The sequence below is a fragment of the Bradyrhizobium sp. 23AC genome (assembly GCF_054863025.1).
Genome location: NZ_JAVAYN010000006.1, coordinates 114,337 through 132,372, shown reverse-complemented (window position 1 = coordinate 132,372; position 18,036 = coordinate 114,337). Strand labels below are relative to the sequence as shown.

Below are 18,036 nucleotides of genomic sequence, written 5' to 3'. Positions count from 1 at the left end.
GAAAGCTGCGATAGCTGATAGGCGCGAGCCCGTCTGGCGGCTGGCGTGCGTCTGCGCTATCAAGTCCCGCGATTGCGCCCTGCATGGAGGCGCAAGCCCCCTTTAGGAGCAGCCGATGCGTCTTTCCACCGTTATCCTGGCCCTGACATGTCTTGCCGGCGCAGCTTCAGCCGAAGATCTGTCGGGCACGCTCCAGAAGGTCAAGGAGACCAAAAAGATCACCCTGGGCTATCAGGAGGCCTCGGTCCCGTTCAGCTATCTCGACGGCAACCAGAAGCCGGTCGGCTTCGCCATGGACATCTGCCTTGGGATCGTCGATGCCGTGAAGAAACAGCTGGGCATGGCCGACATCGCCGTCGACACTCTCGCCGTGACGTCGTCGAACCGCATTCCGCTGATGGTCAACGGGACTCTCGACCTGCACTGCTCGGCGACCACGAACAACGCCGACCGCCAGAAGCAGGTCGCCTTCACCAACACGCATTTCCTCAGTGCGACGCGCTTTGCAGCCAAGAAGGCCGCAAAGATCAACACCATCGACGATCTCAAGGGCAAGGCGGTCACGGCGGTGGCCGGCTCGGTCAACCTGACCCAGCTCGCCAAGGTCAACACCGAGCGCAATCTCGGCATCAATGTGATGCCGGCCAAGGACCAGGCCGAGGCGTTCCTGTTGCTGGAAACTGACCGCGCCCAGGCCTACGCACTCGACGACGTGCAACTCGCGGTCGCGATCGCGCGCTCGAAGGAGCCGCAAGCCTTCATGATCAGCGAGGAGGCGTTTTCCAAGCCGGAGCCCTACGGCATCATGCTGCGGCGGGAGGATGCGCCGTTCAAGGCGCTCGCCGACCGCGCGACTGCGGAGCTCTATGCAAGCCCGGAGATCGAGGTGCTCTACAAGAAATGGCTGCAGTCCCCGACGCCGCCGAACGGCCTCAACTACAACGTCCCGATGTCGCCCGCCCTGCGCAACGCCTTCAAGAAGCCGAGCTGGAGCGCAGATCCGGATGTGTATGTGGTGAACTGAGGCGGCGGCGAGCTTCTGGCCGAAGCTCCCTCCAGGATTTGCCCGACCATCGGTTATCGCGAGATCCCGCATCGCATTTGCCGCCGGCGCCATTTTGCGGCGCGATGCGACCATTCGTGGCCTTGCTTGGCCTGCCACTTTGACCTTGCGCCCCCTTCGATTGCGTTGTTAGTATTTAATCACTTTTAAGTTGTTTCTTTTCAGGAGACGTTTTGTGGCTATTCATTTTGACGTAGTGCGCGACGGCGCACACTTTTCCGCGCGTCCCGACAATGGCAAAGCCTTTGCGATCGGGCAGAAGGTCAGATACCGAAATAAGAAGACCGGCGTCGAGCGGTTTGGACTCTCGAACGACGGCAGCTACTTCGGATCTGCAGAAGCGAAGAAGTGGCTCTATCTCGCGAAGAACTATCAGGACGTCTATCCGTTCTGGTCGGATTTCATCGAGCCGACCGCCATTTGCGAAGGACAGAGCTTTCTGTCCCTGAACAGCTATGATCGCGCGCGCTTCACATTCGGGTTCGGGCAGTTCGCGGCGCATGTGCCGGACGGCGATTTCATTCGCTGGTTCAGGGATATGCTGCAACGCCCCGAAGCCCAGGACTACTTCCCCAACCTCGAAGTGCTGAACGGGCGCATCGTCAAGGTCGAAGAGAACAAGACGCTTCCGATGGAAACGGCGAACTCGACCGAGGCATTGCAACTCTACCTCAACCCGACCTTGGACGAGGTCGAGGATGCCGAGGTGATCGGCGCCGCGAAGTTCATCCATTGGACTACCAGCGTGGCGGAGGCCCGGTTGCTGCAGGTCCAGCATATGGTGACGACGGCACGCGCGCTGGTCAAGGAAGCGGACAAGCGACTTGGTCTCGACGGCAAGACGGCTGACATCTGCTGCGTCGTCATGGACATTCGCCACCAGGGCCGGGCCGCGTTCTCGGACATGCAAAAGGCCCTGCTCGACAGCAAGCCGTTCGAGGCCTTGCTGGATGTGGGGCGCGACAACGAGCCCGAACGTTGCAACAATCTGAAGGCGGCACTCGCGACGAGGCGCACAGACCTCAAGAAGAAGCGATGGTCTCGCGCCATGGGCGAATTCGTCTGAGGGAGCCCCATCATGACGATTGCGGAAACCGTCGTCGAGATGGCTCGGCGGGAATGGACGCGCTGGGGTGGCCCCGCTGAGATGATCGACGGACGTCTGATCGGCTTCACGAGCGAGCGGATGGAGGCGGATGCGCCTTTTTGGACCTATGTCGGTGAATACTGGAAGACAGTCGGTAGCCATCTGGACGGCAGGGATTCGCCGGCTTGGTCGGCTGCCTTCATTTCCTATTGCTTCCGTGAGGCGGGCGCCGAGAAGACATTTCCTTACAACGAGAACCATTCACTCTACGCTGCCGCCATCGACAGTGGGCACTTTCCCGGCCTCTCGCTGCAGGATCCTGCCTCGACGTCACTGGCGGTCGGCGATCTCGTCTGGGCAAGCCGCCGCGGAGACGGTTGCCGGGCGCCGCCGCGGAGCTTTACTGAAGCAAAGAGTGAATTGAAGAAGATACGCGCCGGGAGGGCGGGGAGCTTCTGTAGCCACAGCGACATCGTCGTCGCTGTGCGCGCGGGGGAGGCCGACGTGATTGGCGGTAACGTCAAGAACGCCGCGACGCGGACGACCTACAGGCTGGACGTCAACGGATGTATCAGGGACGGCCGTCGCAGCTTTGTTGGAGTTATCAAGAACGCGCTCTGACACAAGCTAAAGCGCGACAACGATTGGTCCCAATGGCTTTGCGGTTTGGCGCGGCGAGGCACGCCGTCGCCTCGCCCGCGCAGTTCACGCGTTCGAATATTTCTTCAGCTCGAACCGTGCGATCTGGTTCCGGTGGACCTCATCCGGTCCATCGGCAAGCCGCAGCAAACGCGCGGTGGCATAGGCCTGGGTCAAGCCGAAATCGTTCGAGGTGCCGCCGCCGCCATGGGCCTGGATCGCCCAGTCGATGATCTGGCAGGCCATGTTGGGCACCGCGACCTTGATCATCGCGATCTCGGCTTTCGCCACCTTGTTGCCGACCGTGTCCATCGCGTAGGCCGCATTCAGCGTGAGGAGCCGGGCCTGCTCGATCATGATGCGGGATTCTGCAATGCGCTCTTGCGTCACCGTCTGCTCGGAGACGGGCTTGCCGAAGGCGACGCGGCTGCGCACGCGGCGGCACATCTTCTCCAGCGTACGTTCGGCAAGGCCAATCAGCCGCATGCAATGGTGGATGCGGCCGGGCCCCAGGCGGCCCTGTGCGATCTCGAAGCCACGGCCTTCGCCGAGCAGCATGTTCTCCTTGGGGACCCGCACATTGGTGAAGACGACTTCGGACGCCCGGTCAGGCACGCCGTAGAAGCCGAACACGGGCAGGGGACGTTTCACCTCGATGCCAGGCGTGTCCATCGGCACCAGGATCATCGATTGCTGCTTGTGGCGGTCCAGATTGTCAGGATCGGTCTTGCCCATGAAGATGCAGATCTTGCAGCGCGGGTCGGTCGCATTGGTCGTGTACCATTTGCGGCCGTTGATGACGTAATGGTCGCCGTCACGCAGGATCGAACTCTCGATGTTGGTCGCATCGGATGAGGCGACCGCCGGCTCGGTCATGGCGAAGCAGGAGCGGATTTCACCTGCGAGCAGCGGCTTCAACCAACGCTCCTTGTCCTTCTCCGAACCGTAGCGCTCCAGCACCTCCATGTTGCCGGTATCGGGCGCCGAGCAGTTGAACACTTCGGGCGCCAGATGCGATCGGCCCATCACCTCGCAGAGCGGGGCATATTCGAGATTGGTCAGGCCTGCGCCATGGCCGGACTCCGGCAGGAACAGATTCCAGAGGCCTTCCGCACGCGCCAGCGGCTTCAACTCCTCGACGACGGGATAGACCTTCCAGGGTCCCAACTCTTCCGCCTCGCGATAGAAGCGCTCCTCGTTCGGGTAGATGTGCCGGTCCATGAAGCTCTCGAGCTTGCGCTTGAGCTCGACGACTTTTGGCGACATCGGGTAAAGCATCTCTGGTCTCCTTGATTGATCGGCGGCCGGATCAGCCGATTTCGAGATAATCCGGGCCGGGCAGTTTCGGGAAGGGCGCCGTCGGCAGCGTCTGATACCAGAACGCGACGGAGGCGATGTCGTCCTGCAACGGAAGGTATTTGGCCTCCTTGGTGCCCGGCAACCAGCCCAGCGCCTGGATCGTCACACGCAGATCGGTGCGGAAGCGCACGGGATCGGGGATGTGCCAGCGATACATGCCGAAACGTTGCTGCGATTTGTAGACGCCGTCGGGGCGGATCACCTGGGGCAAGCCGGCATAGGGCGTGGTGAATTCCTGGTAGCGCGATTGCTGGCCCTGGCCGGAATGGGCGACATAGGGATCGAAATTATAGGCACCGCAGAAATAGTCCTCGGTGCCGGTGCCGCAGATCGTCGGGAAGTCACCGTCGCCGTCGATGAAGAACTTGATTTCGCCTTCGCCCCACCAGCCGTTGTTGTTGACGCCCCAGGCCATGTAGGTGCCGACATAGTGGCCCGCGCCGCTGATGCCGTCGAGGATGGTATAGACCTCCTTGTATGGCAGCGGGTTGGTGCGGCGGAATTGGGCATGGAAGTAGGCGCAGTCCTCCGGCACGTCGGTCAGGGTGTAGTTGATCTGGTAGTAGACGGTGAGTTGCTCCTCACTGCGGTTCTCCAGCGTGAAGCGCGCGCGCTTGCGAAACGGCATCTCCCAATAGCAGTTGAAGGCGCGGCCGGGATTGACGCACACCGCGAGGGAGGACACCTGCGCGAACTCTTCCCATCCGCAGGCGAAGAAATCGCCGGCCGGGCACTCGACGCTCGGCAGCGTTTGATCGTCCCAGTAGATGCGCAGGATCGAATGCCGCAACCGTCCGCGCGCCAGCGTCATCCAGATCTGCTGGATCGCGCCTTGCCCGGCGATGTCGCCGAGCGTGAAGGTCGTGCCCGGTTCGATGACGACGTAGGGCGAGACCTTCCAGCCCTGTCCGAGATCGCGGGCCTGGCGTGCGGCGGGGCCGTCGACGGACATGCCGCCCTTGCCCTTCTCGCCGGTGAAGTTCTCGGGGCTGATCGAACGCGTCCGCGCGTTCGACAGGCGCGACAGATTGCCGAGATGCAGGCCCAATCCGGAAAACGCCATGATGTCCTCGATGCAGGTTTAGCGACCTCCCGATATATCGCCGCTGAATTGACCAAAAGGTGAAGATGATGGCGTCAGGGAAGACGACCTGTGTCGGCCTTCGTAGCCCGGATGGAGCGTAGCGCAATCCGGGGTTCGTGCGTCATGGCAGGATTTCCCGGATTACGCTGCGCTCCATCCGGGCTACAAGGTCGACGCCTCTGCGCGCGGCTCACGCGACGCGATACTCCCTGAACTTCTCGCGCAGAGCCGATTTCAACACCTTGCCGGTGCCGGTCATCGGGAATTCGTCCAGGAATTCGACGGCGTCCGGCATCCACCAGCTCGCGACCTTCGGGCGCATGTGCTCGAGCAGCGTCTTGCCGTCGACGGTCGCGCCCTTCTTGCGGACGACGAGGAGTAGGGGACGCTCCTGCCATTTCTCGTGGTTGATCGCGACCACGGCTGCCTGAAGCACATCAGGGTGAGACAAGGCGACGTCCTCGAGCTGGATCGAGGAGATCCATTCGCCGCCGGACTTGATCACGTCCTTGGAGCGGTCGGTGAGCGTGACGTGGCCCTGCGGGTCGATCACGGCCATGTCGCCGGTGATCAGCCAGCCGTCGCGGTCGAGACCTTCCTCTAACTTCATGTAGCCGGAGGCGACCCAGGGGCCACGGGCGCGCAAATGGCCGACGGACTTGCCGTCGCGTGGCAGCTCGACGCCGCTGTCGTCGACGATGCGCAAGCTCGTGCCGAAGCAGGCGCGGCCCGAGACCTGGCGCCGGTCGAATTTCTCCTTATCGCCGAGATGCTCCGAGCCAGGCCTCAAGCCCGGCATCGAGCAGCCGAGCGCCTCGGTCATGCCCCAGGCCTGGATGTAGTCGATATTGTAGTCGCGCTTCAGTTTCTCGACCATCGCGCGCGGCGGCGCCGAGCCCGACGACAGCGTTGCCCGCAGCGTGGAGAATTTGTTGCCGGTGCGGCCCAGCCAGTCGAGCAGGATCAGCCAGAAGCTCGGCACGCCTGCCGACAGCGTCACCTTCTCGCCTTCGAGCAATTCGTAGAGCTTGTCGGGCTCGTAATTGCGGCCCGGCAGCACCAGCTTCGAGCCGGTGTAGGGCGCCGTGAACGGCATGTTCCAGCCATTGCCGTGGAAGAGCGGCGCCATCGGCATCATCACTTCGCGCACGCCTTCGACATGTCCCGGCAGGAAGTCGAAATTGCAGCAGGTCATGGTCTGCAGGATCGCGGCGCGGTGCGAATAGATCACCCCCTTGGGATTGCCGGTCGTGCCCGACGTGTAGCAGATGGTAGAGGCGGACTTTTCGTCGAACTCCGGCCAGGTGAAGCCGGCCTCATTCTCCTTGTCGAGAAGGTCCTCGTAGCAATGCACGTTGGCGAGCTTGGTCTCGGGCATCCGCTCGCGCGACGACATCACGACATAGGCTTCGATCGTCTTGAGCTGCGGCGCGATCGCCTCGACGATCGGCAGCGTGGCGCGGTCGATGAACAGCAGGCGGTCTTCGGCGTGGTTGATGATGTAGACGAGCTGCTCGGGAAACAGCCGCGGGTTGACCGTGTGCAGCACATAGCCCATGCCCGGCGCGGCATAGAACATCTCGAAATGACGATGCGTATTCCAGGCCAGCGTGCCGACGCGATCGCCGGGATTCATGCCGAGCCGCTTCAGCGCCAGCGCCATGCGCTTGATGCGCGGATGGGCGTCGGCATAAGTGTAGCGATGAATGTCGCCCTCGATCTCGCGCGCGACGATCTCGGCTTCGCCGTGATAGTCCGCGGCATACTGGATCAGGCCGCTGATCAGAAGCGGCATGTCCATCATCAATCCCTGCATGGTCTCCTCCACGGCCACGTCGTTGCGTGGCGTTGCGCTTGTGATTTGCGCGTGAGGTTAGCGGAACGTCACGCGGCGTTCACGCAAAAAACAAGGGACGCGATTGCATGCGTCACTTTTTCAGGGCTAACTGATCCGAGCTGCCGCCGAAGCAGCGTTCTCCGTGGAGGAAATGCATGTCAGCGGAAAGACACAAGACCGGTGCGGCCGGCGAACCTACCGTCGATATTGCAGCCCTCCGCGCGCGCTACCGCGACGAGCGCGACCGCCGTTTGCGTGCCGAAGGCAAGGCCCAGTATGTCGAGGTAACAGGGGAATTCGGCCGCTACCTCGACGACCCCTGGGCCGATCCCGGATTTGCGCGTGCACCTGTCAGTGAAGAGACTGAAGTGCTCGTCGTCGGTGGCGGCTTTGGCGGGCTTCTCTGTGCCGCCCGTTTGCGCGAAGCCGGCATCGATGATTTCCGCATCGTGGAAAAGGCTGCGGACTTCGGCGGCACCTGGTACTGGAATCGCTATCCCGGCGCCGCCTGCGATACCGAGAGCTACATCTATCTGCCGCTGCTGGAAGAGACCGGCTACATGCCGGTGCGCAAATATGCGCGCGCGCCGGAGATCTACGAGCATTCCCGCCGCATCGGTCGCCATTTCGATCTCTACGATCGCGCGCTGTTTCAGACCGTCATCTCGCGGATGGCATGGCAGGAGCAGGAGGCGCGATGGCTGGTCGAGACCGATCGGGGCGATCGCATCCGTGCACGTTTCGTCATTCTCGCCGGAGGTCCGCTCAGCAGACCGAAGCTGCCGGGCATTCCCGGCATCGAGACCTTCGAGGGCCACAGCTTCCATACCAGTCGTTGGGATTACGGCTACACCGGCGGCAATGCGGATGGTGGTCTGACCGGACTTGCCGACAAGCGCGTCGGCATCATCGGCACCGGCGCCACCGCCGTGCAATGTGTGCCGCATCTCGGCCGCTCGGCGAAGGAGCTCTACGTCTTCCAGCGCACGCCGTCAGCGATTGGCGTGCGCGACGACCGGTCGACGGATCAAGACTGGGCGCAGAGCCTCAAGCCCGGCTGGCAGCGCGAGCGCATGGACAATTTCACCGCCGTGATATCAGGCGAGCCGGTCGAACGGGACCTGGTGCAGGACGGCTGGACCGGCCTGCTCGGCGAGATCCTGCTGGCGCCGCGTCGTCAGCCGCAGCCGGTGACCTCGATGGAAGAGGCGCTGAAGGTCATCGAGCAGGCCGACTACCGCAAGATGGAGGAGATCCGCGCCCGCGTCGATGCGGTGGTCAAGGACACGGCGACCGCGGACGCGCTCAAGCCCTGGTACAAGGCGTTCTGCAAGCGGCCGTGCTTCCACGACGAATATCTCGATGTCTTCAATCGTCCCAACGTGCATCTCGTCGACACCAAAGGGCAGGGTGTCGAGCGCATCACCGAGAACGCCCTCGTGGCTGGCGGCAAGGCTTACGAGCTCGACTGCCTGATCTATGCCAGTGGTTTCGAGGTCGGCACCGACTATGCCCGCCGCATGGGCTTCGAGGTCTACGGCCGCGACGGCATGAGCCTGACCGAGCGCTGGCAGGGCGGCGTCAAGACGATGCATGGCTTCTACAGCCGCGGCTTTCCGAACTGCTTCCTGATCGTCACGGTGCAGGCCGGCCAGAGCGCCAACTTCCCGCACATCATCGACGAGCAGTCGCAGCACATCGCCTATGTGATCGCCGAAGCGCGTAAGCGCAAAGCCCGAACGCTGGAGCCGACGCTCGCCGCGGAAAACGCCTGGGTCGAGGAGGTCGTCAAGGCCGCGCTCGGTCGCCAGACCTATCTCGCCGAATGCACGCCCGGTTACTACAACAACGAGGGCGTGTTCGATCCGATCGCGGCAAGAAACAGCCAATATTGGCGCGGGCCGGTGGCGTTCCTGCGGCTGCTCGACAAATGGCGCAAGGAAGGCAATCTGGACGGCCTCGAATTGTCCTATGATCAGGCCATGGAGTCGACGCGTTCCTCCGGGTAAGGTTGCGCCGATCGGTACAGGACGGGAGATTGGGTATGACCACGGGCAGGGCGGTTGCGGGAGCGGTTGTTGGTGCGATGGCGCTGCTCGGGTGCCTGGCGCCCCGCGCCGAGGCCGCCACCTGCGGCAACGGGCCGGCGGGTTTTGAGGCTTGGAAACGAGAGTTCAGCGCAGAGGCGCAGGGCAAGGGTATCGGCCAGACCGCGCTCTCGGCGCTGATGCAGACCAACTACGCCAGTGCCACCATCGCGGCCGACCGCGGCCAGCGCAGCTTTTCGCTGACGCTCGACCAGTTTCTCGCCAAGCGCGGCGCCACCACCATCGTCGCCAAGGGGCGCCAGCTCAAGCAGTCGCAGGCCGCGTTGTTCGCCTCCATCCAGCAGCGCTATGGCGTCCCGCCCGGCCCGCTGATCGCGATCTGGGGCATGGAGACCGGTTTCGGCAGCCAGCGCGGCAACCAGAACATGCTGTCGTCGATCGCAACCCTGGCCTATGACTGTCGCCGCCCTGAATTCTTCACCGACCAGCTCTACGCGGCCTTGAAGCTGGTCGACCGCGGCACGCTGTCGGGGGCGACCCGCGGCTCCATGCATGGCGAGGTCGGCCAGACCCAGTTCATGCCCAAGAATATCCTGGCCTATGGCACCGGCAACCTCGAGGTGGCCGCCAACGCGCTGAACTCGACGGCGAATTTCCTCAAAGGTCATGGCTGGAAAGCAGGAGCCGGTTACCAGCCGGGCGAGCCGAATTTCGCCGCCATCGAGGCCTGGAATGCGGCCGGTGTTTATCAGAAGGCGATCGCGCTGATGGGACGGCAGATCGACGAGGGCGGCGGAGCGGCGGCCTCGCGCTGACGAAAACCCGTCCACTTCGCTCGAAAACGCTCCTGCTCAGCAAGGCGTGATGCGCCGACATGAGAAAGTTGTTGCCATCAGGAACCGAGGGCACGAGGTTTGCTTTGATCAGATTCAGGGCTGGGCATGAGGAGACTCAACATGGCAACCCAGATCGTGATGGACCAGACTGGCGATACGCGCCACGAGTTTGATCCTGGCAATGCCGAAGCGCTGGCGCGAGCCGAACGGCGCTTTCGGGAGCTGACCGGAGCCGGCTTCACCGCGGCCCTTCGCAACGGACCCGGCGAAGTCACTCGTATCAGATCGTTCGACCCGACCGCGCAGGAAACGCTGTTCTATCCCCGCCTGGTCGGCGGTTGATCTGAGCTGCTCATGATTACGGCGGTTTGGCTCCGCGCGCCGGCGCGTGCGCGTCTGCATGCGCTGCGTGAACTTTATCGGCGCTTCTTCGGCGAGAACACGCCGGATGCCCGTGGCCGCCGGCTGCTCTTCGATTGGCTCTCGCCCGCACAGCGCGCCCAATTCGAAGAGCACCGGTATTTCGACGTCATTGGATGCGACACCGGCAAGACCTACCGCATTCACTACGGCACCGCCGCCAATGTCCACGAAATCGACGGCGAAGGCCGCGCGACGATGGGATGGTGCTTCGTCCCGTCAGGCTTCCTGGTGCCGGGCGACGTCATGCTGGCGCAGAAGATCGCGCTCGAGACGGATGAGACGGGCGCGCTCTCTCTCGCCAACCGGTTTCCGCCGGCAACGCATTCGGAGCACTTCTACCGGCGGCCCTTCTAGCGGCTGAAACGGCGAAGCGGTCAGCGGGTCAGTTATGCGTGGTGCGGTAGGCGTCCAGCGCGTGCGCCGCGAAGACACCGGCGCTGCAAAGGGCGAGCAGGCCCGAGATCAGCTCGATCATAGCTCGTCCTCCCGCAGTGAATGGGCAACGAGGTTGCTGCAGCAGGAATAGTCGTAGATCAGGTCGAGAAGGAATTGCATGGTAGCCGTCCCTGTATTTATTTTGACAACGACTTAAGCGGCCAACTGTTTCAGCGATGTTTCGTCGCCTCGGGAAAGGGGTTTCGCGGGGAACCTCGGGGCTGCTTTTGTGCGCTGCGGTCCCGCTATTGCTGGAGCCCTTTCGTCGCCTCTTCGAAGGCGGCGCACGACATTGCGAGGCAAAATCATGGCGCAGGTCGAATGGTTCGACGATCTGGCGGTCGGAATGCGGTTTAGGTCCCCGGAGGTCGAGGTCACCGAGGCCGAGATCAAGCGCTTCGCGGCCGAGTTCGATCCGCAGCCGATGCATCTCGACCACGAGGCGGCCAAGGCGACCCTGTTCAAGGGCCTTGCGGCATCGGGATGGCACACCGCGGCGATTGCCATGAACCTCGCGATCCAGACCCGCCCGTTCGGCCCGCATCCGCTGATCGGCGCCGGCGTCGACGGCCTGCGCTGGACGATGCCGGTACGGCCCAATGACCGCCTGCATCTGGTTGGGGAGGTGATGAGCCTGACGCCCTCGAAGTCGAAGCCGCAGGGTATCGCGCTGGTGAAATGGACCATGTTCAATCAGAGCGGCGAGGGGGTTTACACCTTCACCCCCATCGCGATCGTGCCGCGGCAGGGGTAGGCACAGGCGCCGCCGTTCTGCCGGGGTAAGCCCTTGCGGCCCTCCCGCGGAGGTGGTCATCTCGGCCCGGGGAACGCGCTGGAGGCTGACATGAAACGATTCCTTCTTGCCGCTTTGCTGATCGCGACGGGCGCCTCAAGCGCCGGGCCGGCGCTTGCGCAACAATCCAAGGTCGCCGACTGGACCATCGAAAAGCGCACGCAGGACACGCATTGCAATGCGAGCCGTGGCTACAAGGACAAGGATGACGAGAACCGCGACTACGTCATCGTGATCACCTATTCCGAGAAGGCGATCGTGATCGTGATGATCTACGATGGCTGGGAATGGGAGAAGGTCGGCGAGATCCTTCGGGCCGATGTCGGCACTGACGATGCGGACATCATGAAGAAGGCGAAGTGGGAGGTCATGGACAAGACCACCGTGCGCGGCATCTTCGAGTACGACCAGTCGATGATGGACCGCCTGTCGAAGGCGAGGCGCCTGACGCTCGATTTCGAGGACGATGACGACGACAGTATCGAGATGAAGATACCGCGTGCCGGCGAAGCGCTGGCGGCGTTGAAGTTCTGCGAGGAGAATCGGAAATAGGTTGCCGCTGCCGGCCGTGAAGCCGGCAGGACGTCGGCAATGAAGCGGGTGGCAGCGAACCGGCGCGTGACTCATCGCACACAGTCCGCGCGCTGTTCGCATTTATCCTAGTCTTTGGCGAAACAGTCCAAGCCGCACCCTGCGGTTGACGTTACGCAAGGACGATGTTCGATATTCCAGCATCTGGCTGCAACGTTTTTTCCTCGTCGAAGGCGGCAATTGACCGGCCCGTCTTCTCCGTCAGTTCCCGGATCGCGAGCTCTCCGTCTCGGACGGGCCGCACGCAGATCGCGTCGTCCGTCCGATGACGACCCATCAGGCAAACCGGTTCTCGTCTCTCATTGGCGAGATTTACGACGCGGCGGTTGACCCCGCCTTGCGCAGCGGCGCGTTGGAACAGGTTTCGCAATTCGTCGGTGGTTGCGCCGCGATGATCCTGTCCAGGGATTCGGCACGGCTATCGATCGAGATTCACCAGCATTTTGGAACCGACGCCCGCTTCCGACAGCTTTATCGCGACCGGTATGTGGAGCTCGATCCTCTGCTCGACCGTCATCTCACCCTCGCGCCCGAACAGACGATCGGCGTGACCGACATCATGTCCCATGCTGATTTCCTCGAGACAAGCTTCCATCGCGAGTGGGTGGAACCGCAGGGGGCAATAGACCTTGCGACCGTCGCGCTCGAGAAGACGGCCGCGCGCACCACGATCCTGCAGGTGTTGCGCCATCGCTCCCGCGGAACCGTCGACGAGGCGATGCGCGAGCGCATGCGGCTGCTCGCTCCGCACATCCATCGGTCGCAGATCATGGGCCGGCAGATCAGGGCACGCTCGCATACGGTGGACGACCTTGCCGACGTCCTCGACGGATTGAACACGGCGATCTGCCTGCTCGACGCGGACGGCCGGGTCGTCCATGCCAATGCGGCATGCCGTCAGTTGTTCGCCGATGCCAATCTGCTTGCGATGGTCGGCGACCGGATCGTGGCCCGCAACACCCAGACCGACAAAATATTCCGCGGCCTGTGCGAATTCGATGAAGGCACACATTCCGCCGCTCGTCGTCAGATCGAACTTGCGACGTCGGCCGATGGGCAGCATTATCTGCTCCATGCTTTTCCGCTGAAGCGGGATCGCAGCCTGCCGCGGGACATTGCAGCCACGATGCTCTTCGTTCAAAGAGCTTCCATGCTGCCGCTGCTCGCAGCCGACGCGATCGCAGCAGCCTTCAGGCTGACGCCGTCTGAATTGCGCGTGCTGATGGCGATTATCGAGATCGGCGGTGTTCCCGACATCGCCGCAAAACTCGGCATCGCCGAGACGACGGTGAAGACGCATCTCGGCCGCCTGTTCGAGAAGACGGGCGCCGGCAGGCAGGCTGATCTGGTGAAGATCGCCGCCGGCTTTGCCGTGCCGTTCGCGCGGCGAACGAGCGACGACGGCGTCGCGTGATTCATTTCGCATGCCTCGATGTTACGTGCCGCGTTCTCAATCCATTGTGATGATCCGCGCTCACGGGTCATCCGAATGCAGGACGCGAGTCATTCGAGACTTTCGTATATCGCGCCTCTGATAATTGAAGAGCAGCGAGCGCCGCGAAGCTTGCCACAACGGCATCGAACACGCGTGTGAGGAAACGACAGCGCGTGGCCGGGTCTGCTCGTCGGCTGGAGAGATTGCAGTGAGCAGCATGGTTGATTTTTCCGTTCTCAATGTTTCAACGAACGAAATTCCCGAAAACGAGCGCATCCCGTTGCTTCGCGATTTTTATTGCCGCGGGGTGCTGAAGGCGGAGGTCGAGGCAAGGGATGGAAAGCCAGCCGCGGCGAGCTTCACCTCTCATGTCTTGCCCGAAGCCCAGTTGTTGATCGGGGGCCTGTGCGGAGCGCGGGTCATTCGCACCAAGCAGCTGGTGGCCGATGGCGACGACAGCCTCGCCCTGATCGTGAACAGGTCCGGCGTTCTCGGCATATCCGAGCGGGGACACGATCTGAGGCTTCACGCAGGAGAGGCGGTGCTGACGAGCGCGGAGGACGTCACGACGTTCGAGCGGCTGTCGCTGGGAAGCTGCTTCTCGCTGCGCGTGCCGAGGCGCGTGCTGGCGCCGATGATCGTGGACGTCGACGATGCCGTGATGCGCGTCATGCCGGAAAGCTCCGCCGGATTGAGGCTGCTGGTCGACTACGCGGTAACGCTGGTGCGGGAGGAGGCGTTCGCGACGCCGGTGCTGCGGCAGCTCGGGGTCGGGCATCTGCATGATCTGCTGGCGCTCGTCCTCGGTGCCACCGGTGAAGCGCGGGAGCTGGCCGGACGGCGCGGCGTCAAGGCGGCGCGGCTCCAGAAGGCGAAAGTGTCCATCGCCAACAATTGCTGGCGGCAGGATCTGTCGGTGGCCTCGGTCGCCCAGGAGCTCGGCGTGACGCCGCGCTATCTCCAGCGCCTGTTCGAGGCCGACGGCAAGACGTTCTCCTCGTTCCTGATCGAGCAACGCGTCAAGCGCGCGCATCGCATGCTGCGGGAGCCCGGACACGCCGGGCGAACGGTGAGCTCGATCGCCTACGATGTCGGCTTCGGCGATCTCTCTTATTTCAACCGCTGCTTCCGGCGCACCTATAACGCGACGCCGAGCGACATCAGGAGCGGCGAAATGCCGTGACCGCGCGCGACTGAATTTCAGCCGACTGCCCATTTCAGCCAGCAGACAGGGATCCGACGTGATCCTTGATTGCAAAGCCATGACCCAAGCGTTGCGTGCGGCATCCGCAGCCGGAGTATTGAATGCGCCGTTTCTTTTTCGACCTCCTGGTCGGCAACATCGTGAAGATTGATCCCGGCGGCATGGTGTTCGAATGTGCGGAAGCGACATTCGTGGTGGCCAACGAGATGGCAAACCATCTGTTCGTCTGGCGCGACGATCTGCGCGATCGCGACGCCTGGATCCGCGTGAGGGACAACAGCGGCCGCGAAATCTATCGCGCACCGGTCTGGTCGGAGTGCGCCGAGAAGCAGGGCTGGGACCAGGCGTGAGTGCTGCTTCGGTGTAGCAACTCTGCACCAGTGCGGAACGAAGCGCTTTCGGTTCGTTCTCGGCTGAAGCGCGGTCGTTTCTGTCCAAGTCGGGCCATTGGCGTCCTTCTACCTTAGCGTTCAGCGAATCCAGGGTTCGCTGCCGAGCACCTTCCAATGGAGGAGTCCGGCATCAACATGCCTGCGCTGCCATCAAGCGCAAGGTTTTCCGGGGAACGAAGACGATGAATGTGACGGCTCTTGGTGACTTGGCGCAGCGGCATTTGGTGTGGCGATCGATGCGCCTTCTGGTGTTCGCTGCGCCGCTGTTGGCCGTCGATCGGGCCGAGGCAGCGTGCACGCCGGCGGCACCGGTCAGCAATGCGACCATCGTTTGCTCGGGTGATGTCAACGCTCAGCAGGCCCCCAACAACGGATATGGGACAAACCTGGACGACAACAACATCTATCGGATCGAGGTCGGGGCCAAGGTGCATGGAAGCGCCTTCGGCATCCAGAGCGGCGATGGCAACGTCGTCATCAATGCCGGCATCATCGACGGTGCGTTGGCGTCGGGTCTCAGCGGCCTCGGTTTGACGGTGTCGAATCTCGACGGGGCCACGATCACCGGCTTTCATGCGGTTCTGGCGTCGACACTCACGCTCGACAATGCGGGCATGATTGCGAGCGAAGCGGGGGGAAGGGGGAGCGGTGTCGAGGCCGCGACGGCCACCGTGCGAAATTCTGGGACGATCGCCGGCGTCGGGCCCGATACGATCGGGATCAATGGCGCCACGGTCAACGTGGTCTCGAACACCGGAGCGATCTCGGGAGATGCCCGCGGCATCAAGGGTACGACCCTCAACATCACCAATGATGCCTCCGGTATCATCTCGCAGATTGCAGCGACCGGAGGCGCGATCGAGGCCTCCGGTGTGGCGACGGTGGCAAACGCAGGCAACATCGCCGGTCACGCGTTCGGCGTATCCGGCAAGAACGTTGACGTGTCGAACTTCACCTCAGGCACCATCACCGCCGACGGTGGCACGGGCCATGCCATTCTTGCGAACAATGGTGATGCAGTCGTGCGCAACAGCGGCACGATCATTGCGGCCAACAATGCCATTCGTGCCGACGTCACCGCAAACGTGACGAATAGCGGTGCGATATCCGGTGGATCGACGACGATTTTTGCCACGACGGTCAACGTGGCCAACGCTGGATTGATTTCGTCGACGCTCGGCTTCGGCATGAGTGCCATCACCGTGAACCTCGACAATACCGGCACTGTTACGGCAGACCGCGGCATCAACGCGATCTTCGGCAACGTCAACAATTCCGGATCGATCATCGGGCGGAGCGCCGCCGTCAACGCCAACATTGCCAATGTGACGAATACAGGCCTGCTTCAGGGCTCGATCATCAACGGTGACGGCATCCTGACAACCCGGGCGACTGTCAACAATTCCGGCGCGATCATTGGCAGGATCGGCATCGAGTCGAGCGACGGATCGAACATCACGAACTCCGGCACGATTACCGGCGCCGGCGGGGTCGCGATCAAGCTCTCCAACAGGGCGGACACGCTGACGCTGCTGCCGGGCTCGAAGATCAACGGCGTGGTCGATTTCGGCTTCGGCAATGATGTCGTCAACGTCAATTTCATTCCGCTGAGCAGCCGGGTGGCGTCGCTGACGAGTATCCAGCTTCCAACCTTCGTCAACTTCAATGGCGTCATCAACACCAACAGCGCGGGCTTCGATGGCCCGAAGGTCTTTGCCGGCGGCACGCTCGCAACGCTCGATCCCACCGCGCTGGCGCAGACCGACCGGACGCTGATGGATTTCACCGGCGGCGTGTCCTCGCTGGTGCAGGGGCGCCTCAACGGCGGCGCCGGCCCGGCCGGCAGCAATATGATGGCAATGGCCTATGCGCCGGAGCCCGTGCAGGCCGGGCCCTTCACCAAGGCGCCTCGCAGCCTCTGGTCTGATCCCGCGCCGATCACGGTCTGGGCCAACAGCTTTGGCGGCCAGCGCATCCAGGACGAGACCACATCCACGCTGCGCGCGACCTCGACGGCGTGGGGCGGGGCCATCGGCATCGACCGCAAAGTGCAGCCGAACTGGCTGGTCGGCGCCTTCCTCGGTGGCGGGCAGGGCGGCCTCTCGGTCGATCTCAATTCGCAGTCGGTGGACACCAATTACGTATTCGCGGGTGCTTACAGCCGGTTCGAATGGGCCTCGCAATTCTTCGACGTCACGATCCAGGGCGGCAACGCCGACAACAGGTCGCGCCGCCTGGTGCTGAACAATGCTGCGGTCGGCGGCATGGAGACGGCAACCGCGAACTACAGCGGTTGGTACGTGAGTCCAGAGGTTGCTTACGGCTACAGGCTCAATATCGGCAACGGCTACGTGCTGACGCCGACCGCGCGGCTGCGTTATGTCGCGGGCCGGTTCGACGGCTACAGCGAGACCGGTTCGGCGCAAGGGCTGTCGGTCGGCGGCCGCACGCTGCAGGACTTTGAGGAGCGCGGCGAGGTCGATCTCTCGCGGGTGACGAGCCTTGCCGGCGGCGAGCTCAAGGCCAACATCCATGGCGGCGTCATCGCGCTCCAACGCGCCGGCGACACGACCATCAACACGGTGCTGCTCGGACAGAACCTGTCCTTCGTGACGCCGGGCAGCCGCAGCACCGTCGGCGCGGTGGCCGGCCTCGGCTTCGACTACCGCACCGGGGCCAATTTGTCCGTGTTCGGCGCGGTCGAGGGCATGATGATGTCCGACCAGAGCCGCACCGGCACGGCCAAGGGTGGCGTTCGCGTCGCGTTCTGAGCCGGCATCAGCCCTGGCGGCTCAAACGCGATGCCGCCG

General features: G+C 63.1%; 16 protein-coding genes. 13 read left to right on the top strand and 3 right to left on the bottom strand.

Going from position 1 to position 18,036, the window contains the following annotated elements; all coding sequences use genetic code 11:
- The first annotated feature begins 115 nt into the window (after window positions 1-115).
- The 3 genes from RAD10_RS16510 (at window position 116) to RAD10_RS16500 (ending at window position 2,771) form a co-directional block, all read left to right on the top strand.
- The gene (locus tag RAD10_RS16510) at window positions 116-1,024 is read left to right on the top strand and encodes an amino acid ABC transporter substrate-binding protein (protein WP_461618351.1); all 909 of its coding nucleotides are present in this window, start codon (window positions 116-118) and stop codon (window positions 1,022-1,024) included.
- Between the two features lie 214 nt (window positions 1,025-1,238).
- Window positions 1,239-2,129, top strand: a complete 891-nt coding sequence (locus RAD10_RS16505; RefSeq protein WP_461618350.1) for a hypothetical protein — start codon at window positions 1,239-1,241, stop codon at window positions 2,127-2,129.
- Window positions 2,130-2,141: 12 nt separating this feature from the next.
- Window positions 2,142-2,771, top strand: coding sequence for a DUF2272 domain-containing protein (locus RAD10_RS16500; protein ID WP_461618349.1), 630 nt, complete (start codon window positions 2,142-2,144; stop codon window positions 2,769-2,771).
- A gap of 84 nt (window positions 2,772-2,855) precedes the next feature.
- Here RAD10_RS16500 and RAD10_RS16495 read toward each other — a convergent pair whose 3' ends face one another.
- The 3 genes from RAD10_RS16495 to RAD10_RS16485 all read right to left on the bottom strand — a co-directional run bounded on the left by RAD10_RS16495 (window position 2,856) and on the right by RAD10_RS16485 (window position 7,048).
- The gene (locus RAD10_RS16495; protein ID WP_461618348.1) at window positions 2,856-4,067 is read right to left on the bottom strand and encodes an acyl-CoA dehydrogenase family protein; all 1,212 of its coding nucleotides are present in this window, start codon (window positions 4,065-4,067) and stop codon (window positions 2,856-2,858) included.
- Between the two features lie 31 nt (window positions 4,068-4,098).
- On the bottom strand, window positions 4,099-5,211 hold the full coding sequence (locus tag RAD10_RS16490; protein ID WP_461618347.1) for a glycoside hydrolase family 172 protein: 1,113 nt from the start codon (window positions 5,209-5,211) through the stop codon (window positions 4,099-4,101).
- 211 nt (window positions 5,212-5,422) lie between these two features.
- Window positions 5,423-7,048: a long-chain fatty acid--CoA ligase gene (locus RAD10_RS16485; protein WP_461618346.1), complete on the bottom strand. Its 1,626-nt coding sequence runs from the start codon at window positions 7,046-7,048 to the stop codon at window positions 5,423-5,425.
- A gap of 176 nt (window positions 7,049-7,224) precedes the next feature.
- On the opposite strand from RAD10_RS16485, the gene RAD10_RS16480 reads away from it, so the two are divergent.
- The 10 genes from RAD10_RS16480 (at window position 7,225) to RAD10_RS16435 (ending at window position 17,997) form a co-directional block, all read left to right on the top strand.
- Window positions 7,225-9,078, top strand: a complete 1,854-nt coding sequence (locus tag RAD10_RS16480; RefSeq protein ID WP_461618345.1) for a flavin-containing monooxygenase — start codon at window positions 7,225-7,227, stop codon at window positions 9,076-9,078.
- Window positions 9,079-9,113: 35 nt separating this feature from the next.
- Entirely contained in the window at window positions 9,114-9,932 is an 819-nt protein-coding gene (locus RAD10_RS16475; RefSeq protein WP_461618344.1) for a lytic murein transglycosylase, read from the top strand.
- A gap of 141 nt (window positions 9,933-10,073) precedes the next feature.
- A complete protein-coding gene (locus RAD10_RS16470) occupies window positions 10,074-10,295 on the top strand; it encodes a hypothetical protein (RefSeq protein WP_018319783.1) in 222 nt (73 codons plus the stop codon).
- Between the two features lie 12 nt (window positions 10,296-10,307).
- Window positions 10,308-10,730: a hypothetical protein gene (locus tag RAD10_RS16465; protein WP_018319784.1), complete on the top strand. Its 423-nt coding sequence runs from the start codon at window positions 10,308-10,310 to the stop codon at window positions 10,728-10,730.
- Window positions 10,731-11,118: 388 nt separating this feature from the next.
- Complete coding sequence (locus RAD10_RS16460; protein WP_461618343.1) at window positions 11,119-11,565, top strand: MaoC family dehydratase; 447 nt, start codon at window positions 11,119-11,121, stop codon at window positions 11,563-11,565.
- 90 nt (window positions 11,566-11,655) lie between these two features.
- Entirely contained in the window at window positions 11,656-12,156 is a 501-nt protein-coding gene (locus RAD10_RS16455; RefSeq protein WP_461618342.1) for a hypothetical protein, read from the top strand.
- Window positions 12,157-12,460: 304 nt separating this feature from the next.
- A complete protein-coding gene (locus RAD10_RS16450) occupies window positions 12,461-13,609 on the top strand; it encodes a helix-turn-helix transcriptional regulator (RefSeq protein ID WP_461618341.1) in 1,149 nt (382 codons plus the stop codon).
- 238 nt (window positions 13,610-13,847) lie between these two features.
- Entirely contained in the window at window positions 13,848-14,813 is a 966-nt protein-coding gene (locus tag RAD10_RS16445) for a helix-turn-helix transcriptional regulator (protein WP_461618573.1), read from the top strand.
- Between the two features lie 122 nt (window positions 14,814-14,935).
- Complete coding sequence (locus RAD10_RS16440) at window positions 14,936-15,184, top strand: DUF6894 family protein (RefSeq protein ID WP_461618340.1); 249 nt, start codon at window positions 14,936-14,938, stop codon at window positions 15,182-15,184.
- A 224-nt stretch (window positions 15,185-15,408) separates the two neighbouring features.
- Entirely contained in the window at window positions 15,409-17,997 is a 2,589-nt protein-coding gene (locus RAD10_RS16435) for an autotransporter family protein (protein ID WP_461618339.1), read from the top strand.
- The last annotated feature ends 39 nt before the right edge of the window (window positions 17,998-18,036 follow it).

Bases quoted from the DNA above. Each gene is read 5' to 3' on its own strand.
- RAD10_RS16475 (WP_461618344.1), top strand. From the start codon at position 9,114: ATGACCACGGGCAGGGCGGTTGCGGGAGCGGTTGTTGGTGCGATGGCG.
- RAD10_RS16500 (WP_461618349.1), top strand. From the start codon at position 2,142: ATGACGATTGCGGAAACCGTCGTCGAGATGGCTCGGCGGGAATGGACG.
- RAD10_RS16460 (WP_461618343.1), top strand. From the start codon at position 11,119: ATGGCGCAGGTCGAATGGTTCGACGATCTGGCGGTCGGAATGCGGTTT.
- RAD10_RS16485 (WP_461618346.1), bottom strand. From the start codon at position 7,048: ATGCAGGGATTGATGATGGACATGCCGCTTCTGATCAGCGGCCTGATC.
- RAD10_RS16450 (WP_461618341.1), top strand. From the start codon at position 12,461: ATGACGACCCATCAGGCAAACCGGTTCTCGTCTCTCATTGGCGAGATT.
- RAD10_RS16480 (WP_461618345.1), top strand. From the start codon at position 7,225: ATGTCAGCGGAAAGACACAAGACCGGTGCGGCCGGCGAACCTACCGTC.
- RAD10_RS16490 (WP_461618347.1), bottom strand. From the start codon at position 5,211: ATGGCGTTTTCCGGATTGGGCCTGCATCTCGGCAATCTGTCGCGCCTG.
- RAD10_RS16435 (WP_461618339.1), top strand. From the start codon at position 15,409: ATGAATGTGACGGCTCTTGGTGACTTGGCGCAGCGGCATTTGGTGTGG.
- RAD10_RS16455 (WP_461618342.1), top strand. From the start codon at position 11,656: ATGAAACGATTCCTTCTTGCCGCTTTGCTGATCGCGACGGGCGCCTCA.
- RAD10_RS16445 (WP_461618573.1), top strand. From the start codon at position 13,848: ATGGTTGATTTTTCCGTTCTCAATGTTTCAACGAACGAAATTCCCGAA.
- RAD10_RS16510 (WP_461618351.1), top strand. From the start codon at position 116: ATGCGTCTTTCCACCGTTATCCTGGCCCTGACATGTCTTGCCGGCGCA.
- RAD10_RS16470 (WP_018319783.1), top strand. From the start codon at position 10,074: ATGGCAACCCAGATCGTGATGGACCAGACTGGCGATACGCGCCACGAG.
- RAD10_RS16495 (WP_461618348.1), bottom strand. From the start codon at position 4,067: ATGCTTTACCCGATGTCGCCAAAAGTCGTCGAGCTCAAGCGCAAGCTC.
- RAD10_RS16465 (WP_018319784.1), top strand. From the start codon at position 10,308: ATGATTACGGCGGTTTGGCTCCGCGCGCCGGCGCGTGCGCGTCTGCAT.
- RAD10_RS16440 (WP_461618340.1), top strand. From the start codon at position 14,936: ATGCGCCGTTTCTTTTTCGACCTCCTGGTCGGCAACATCGTGAAGATT.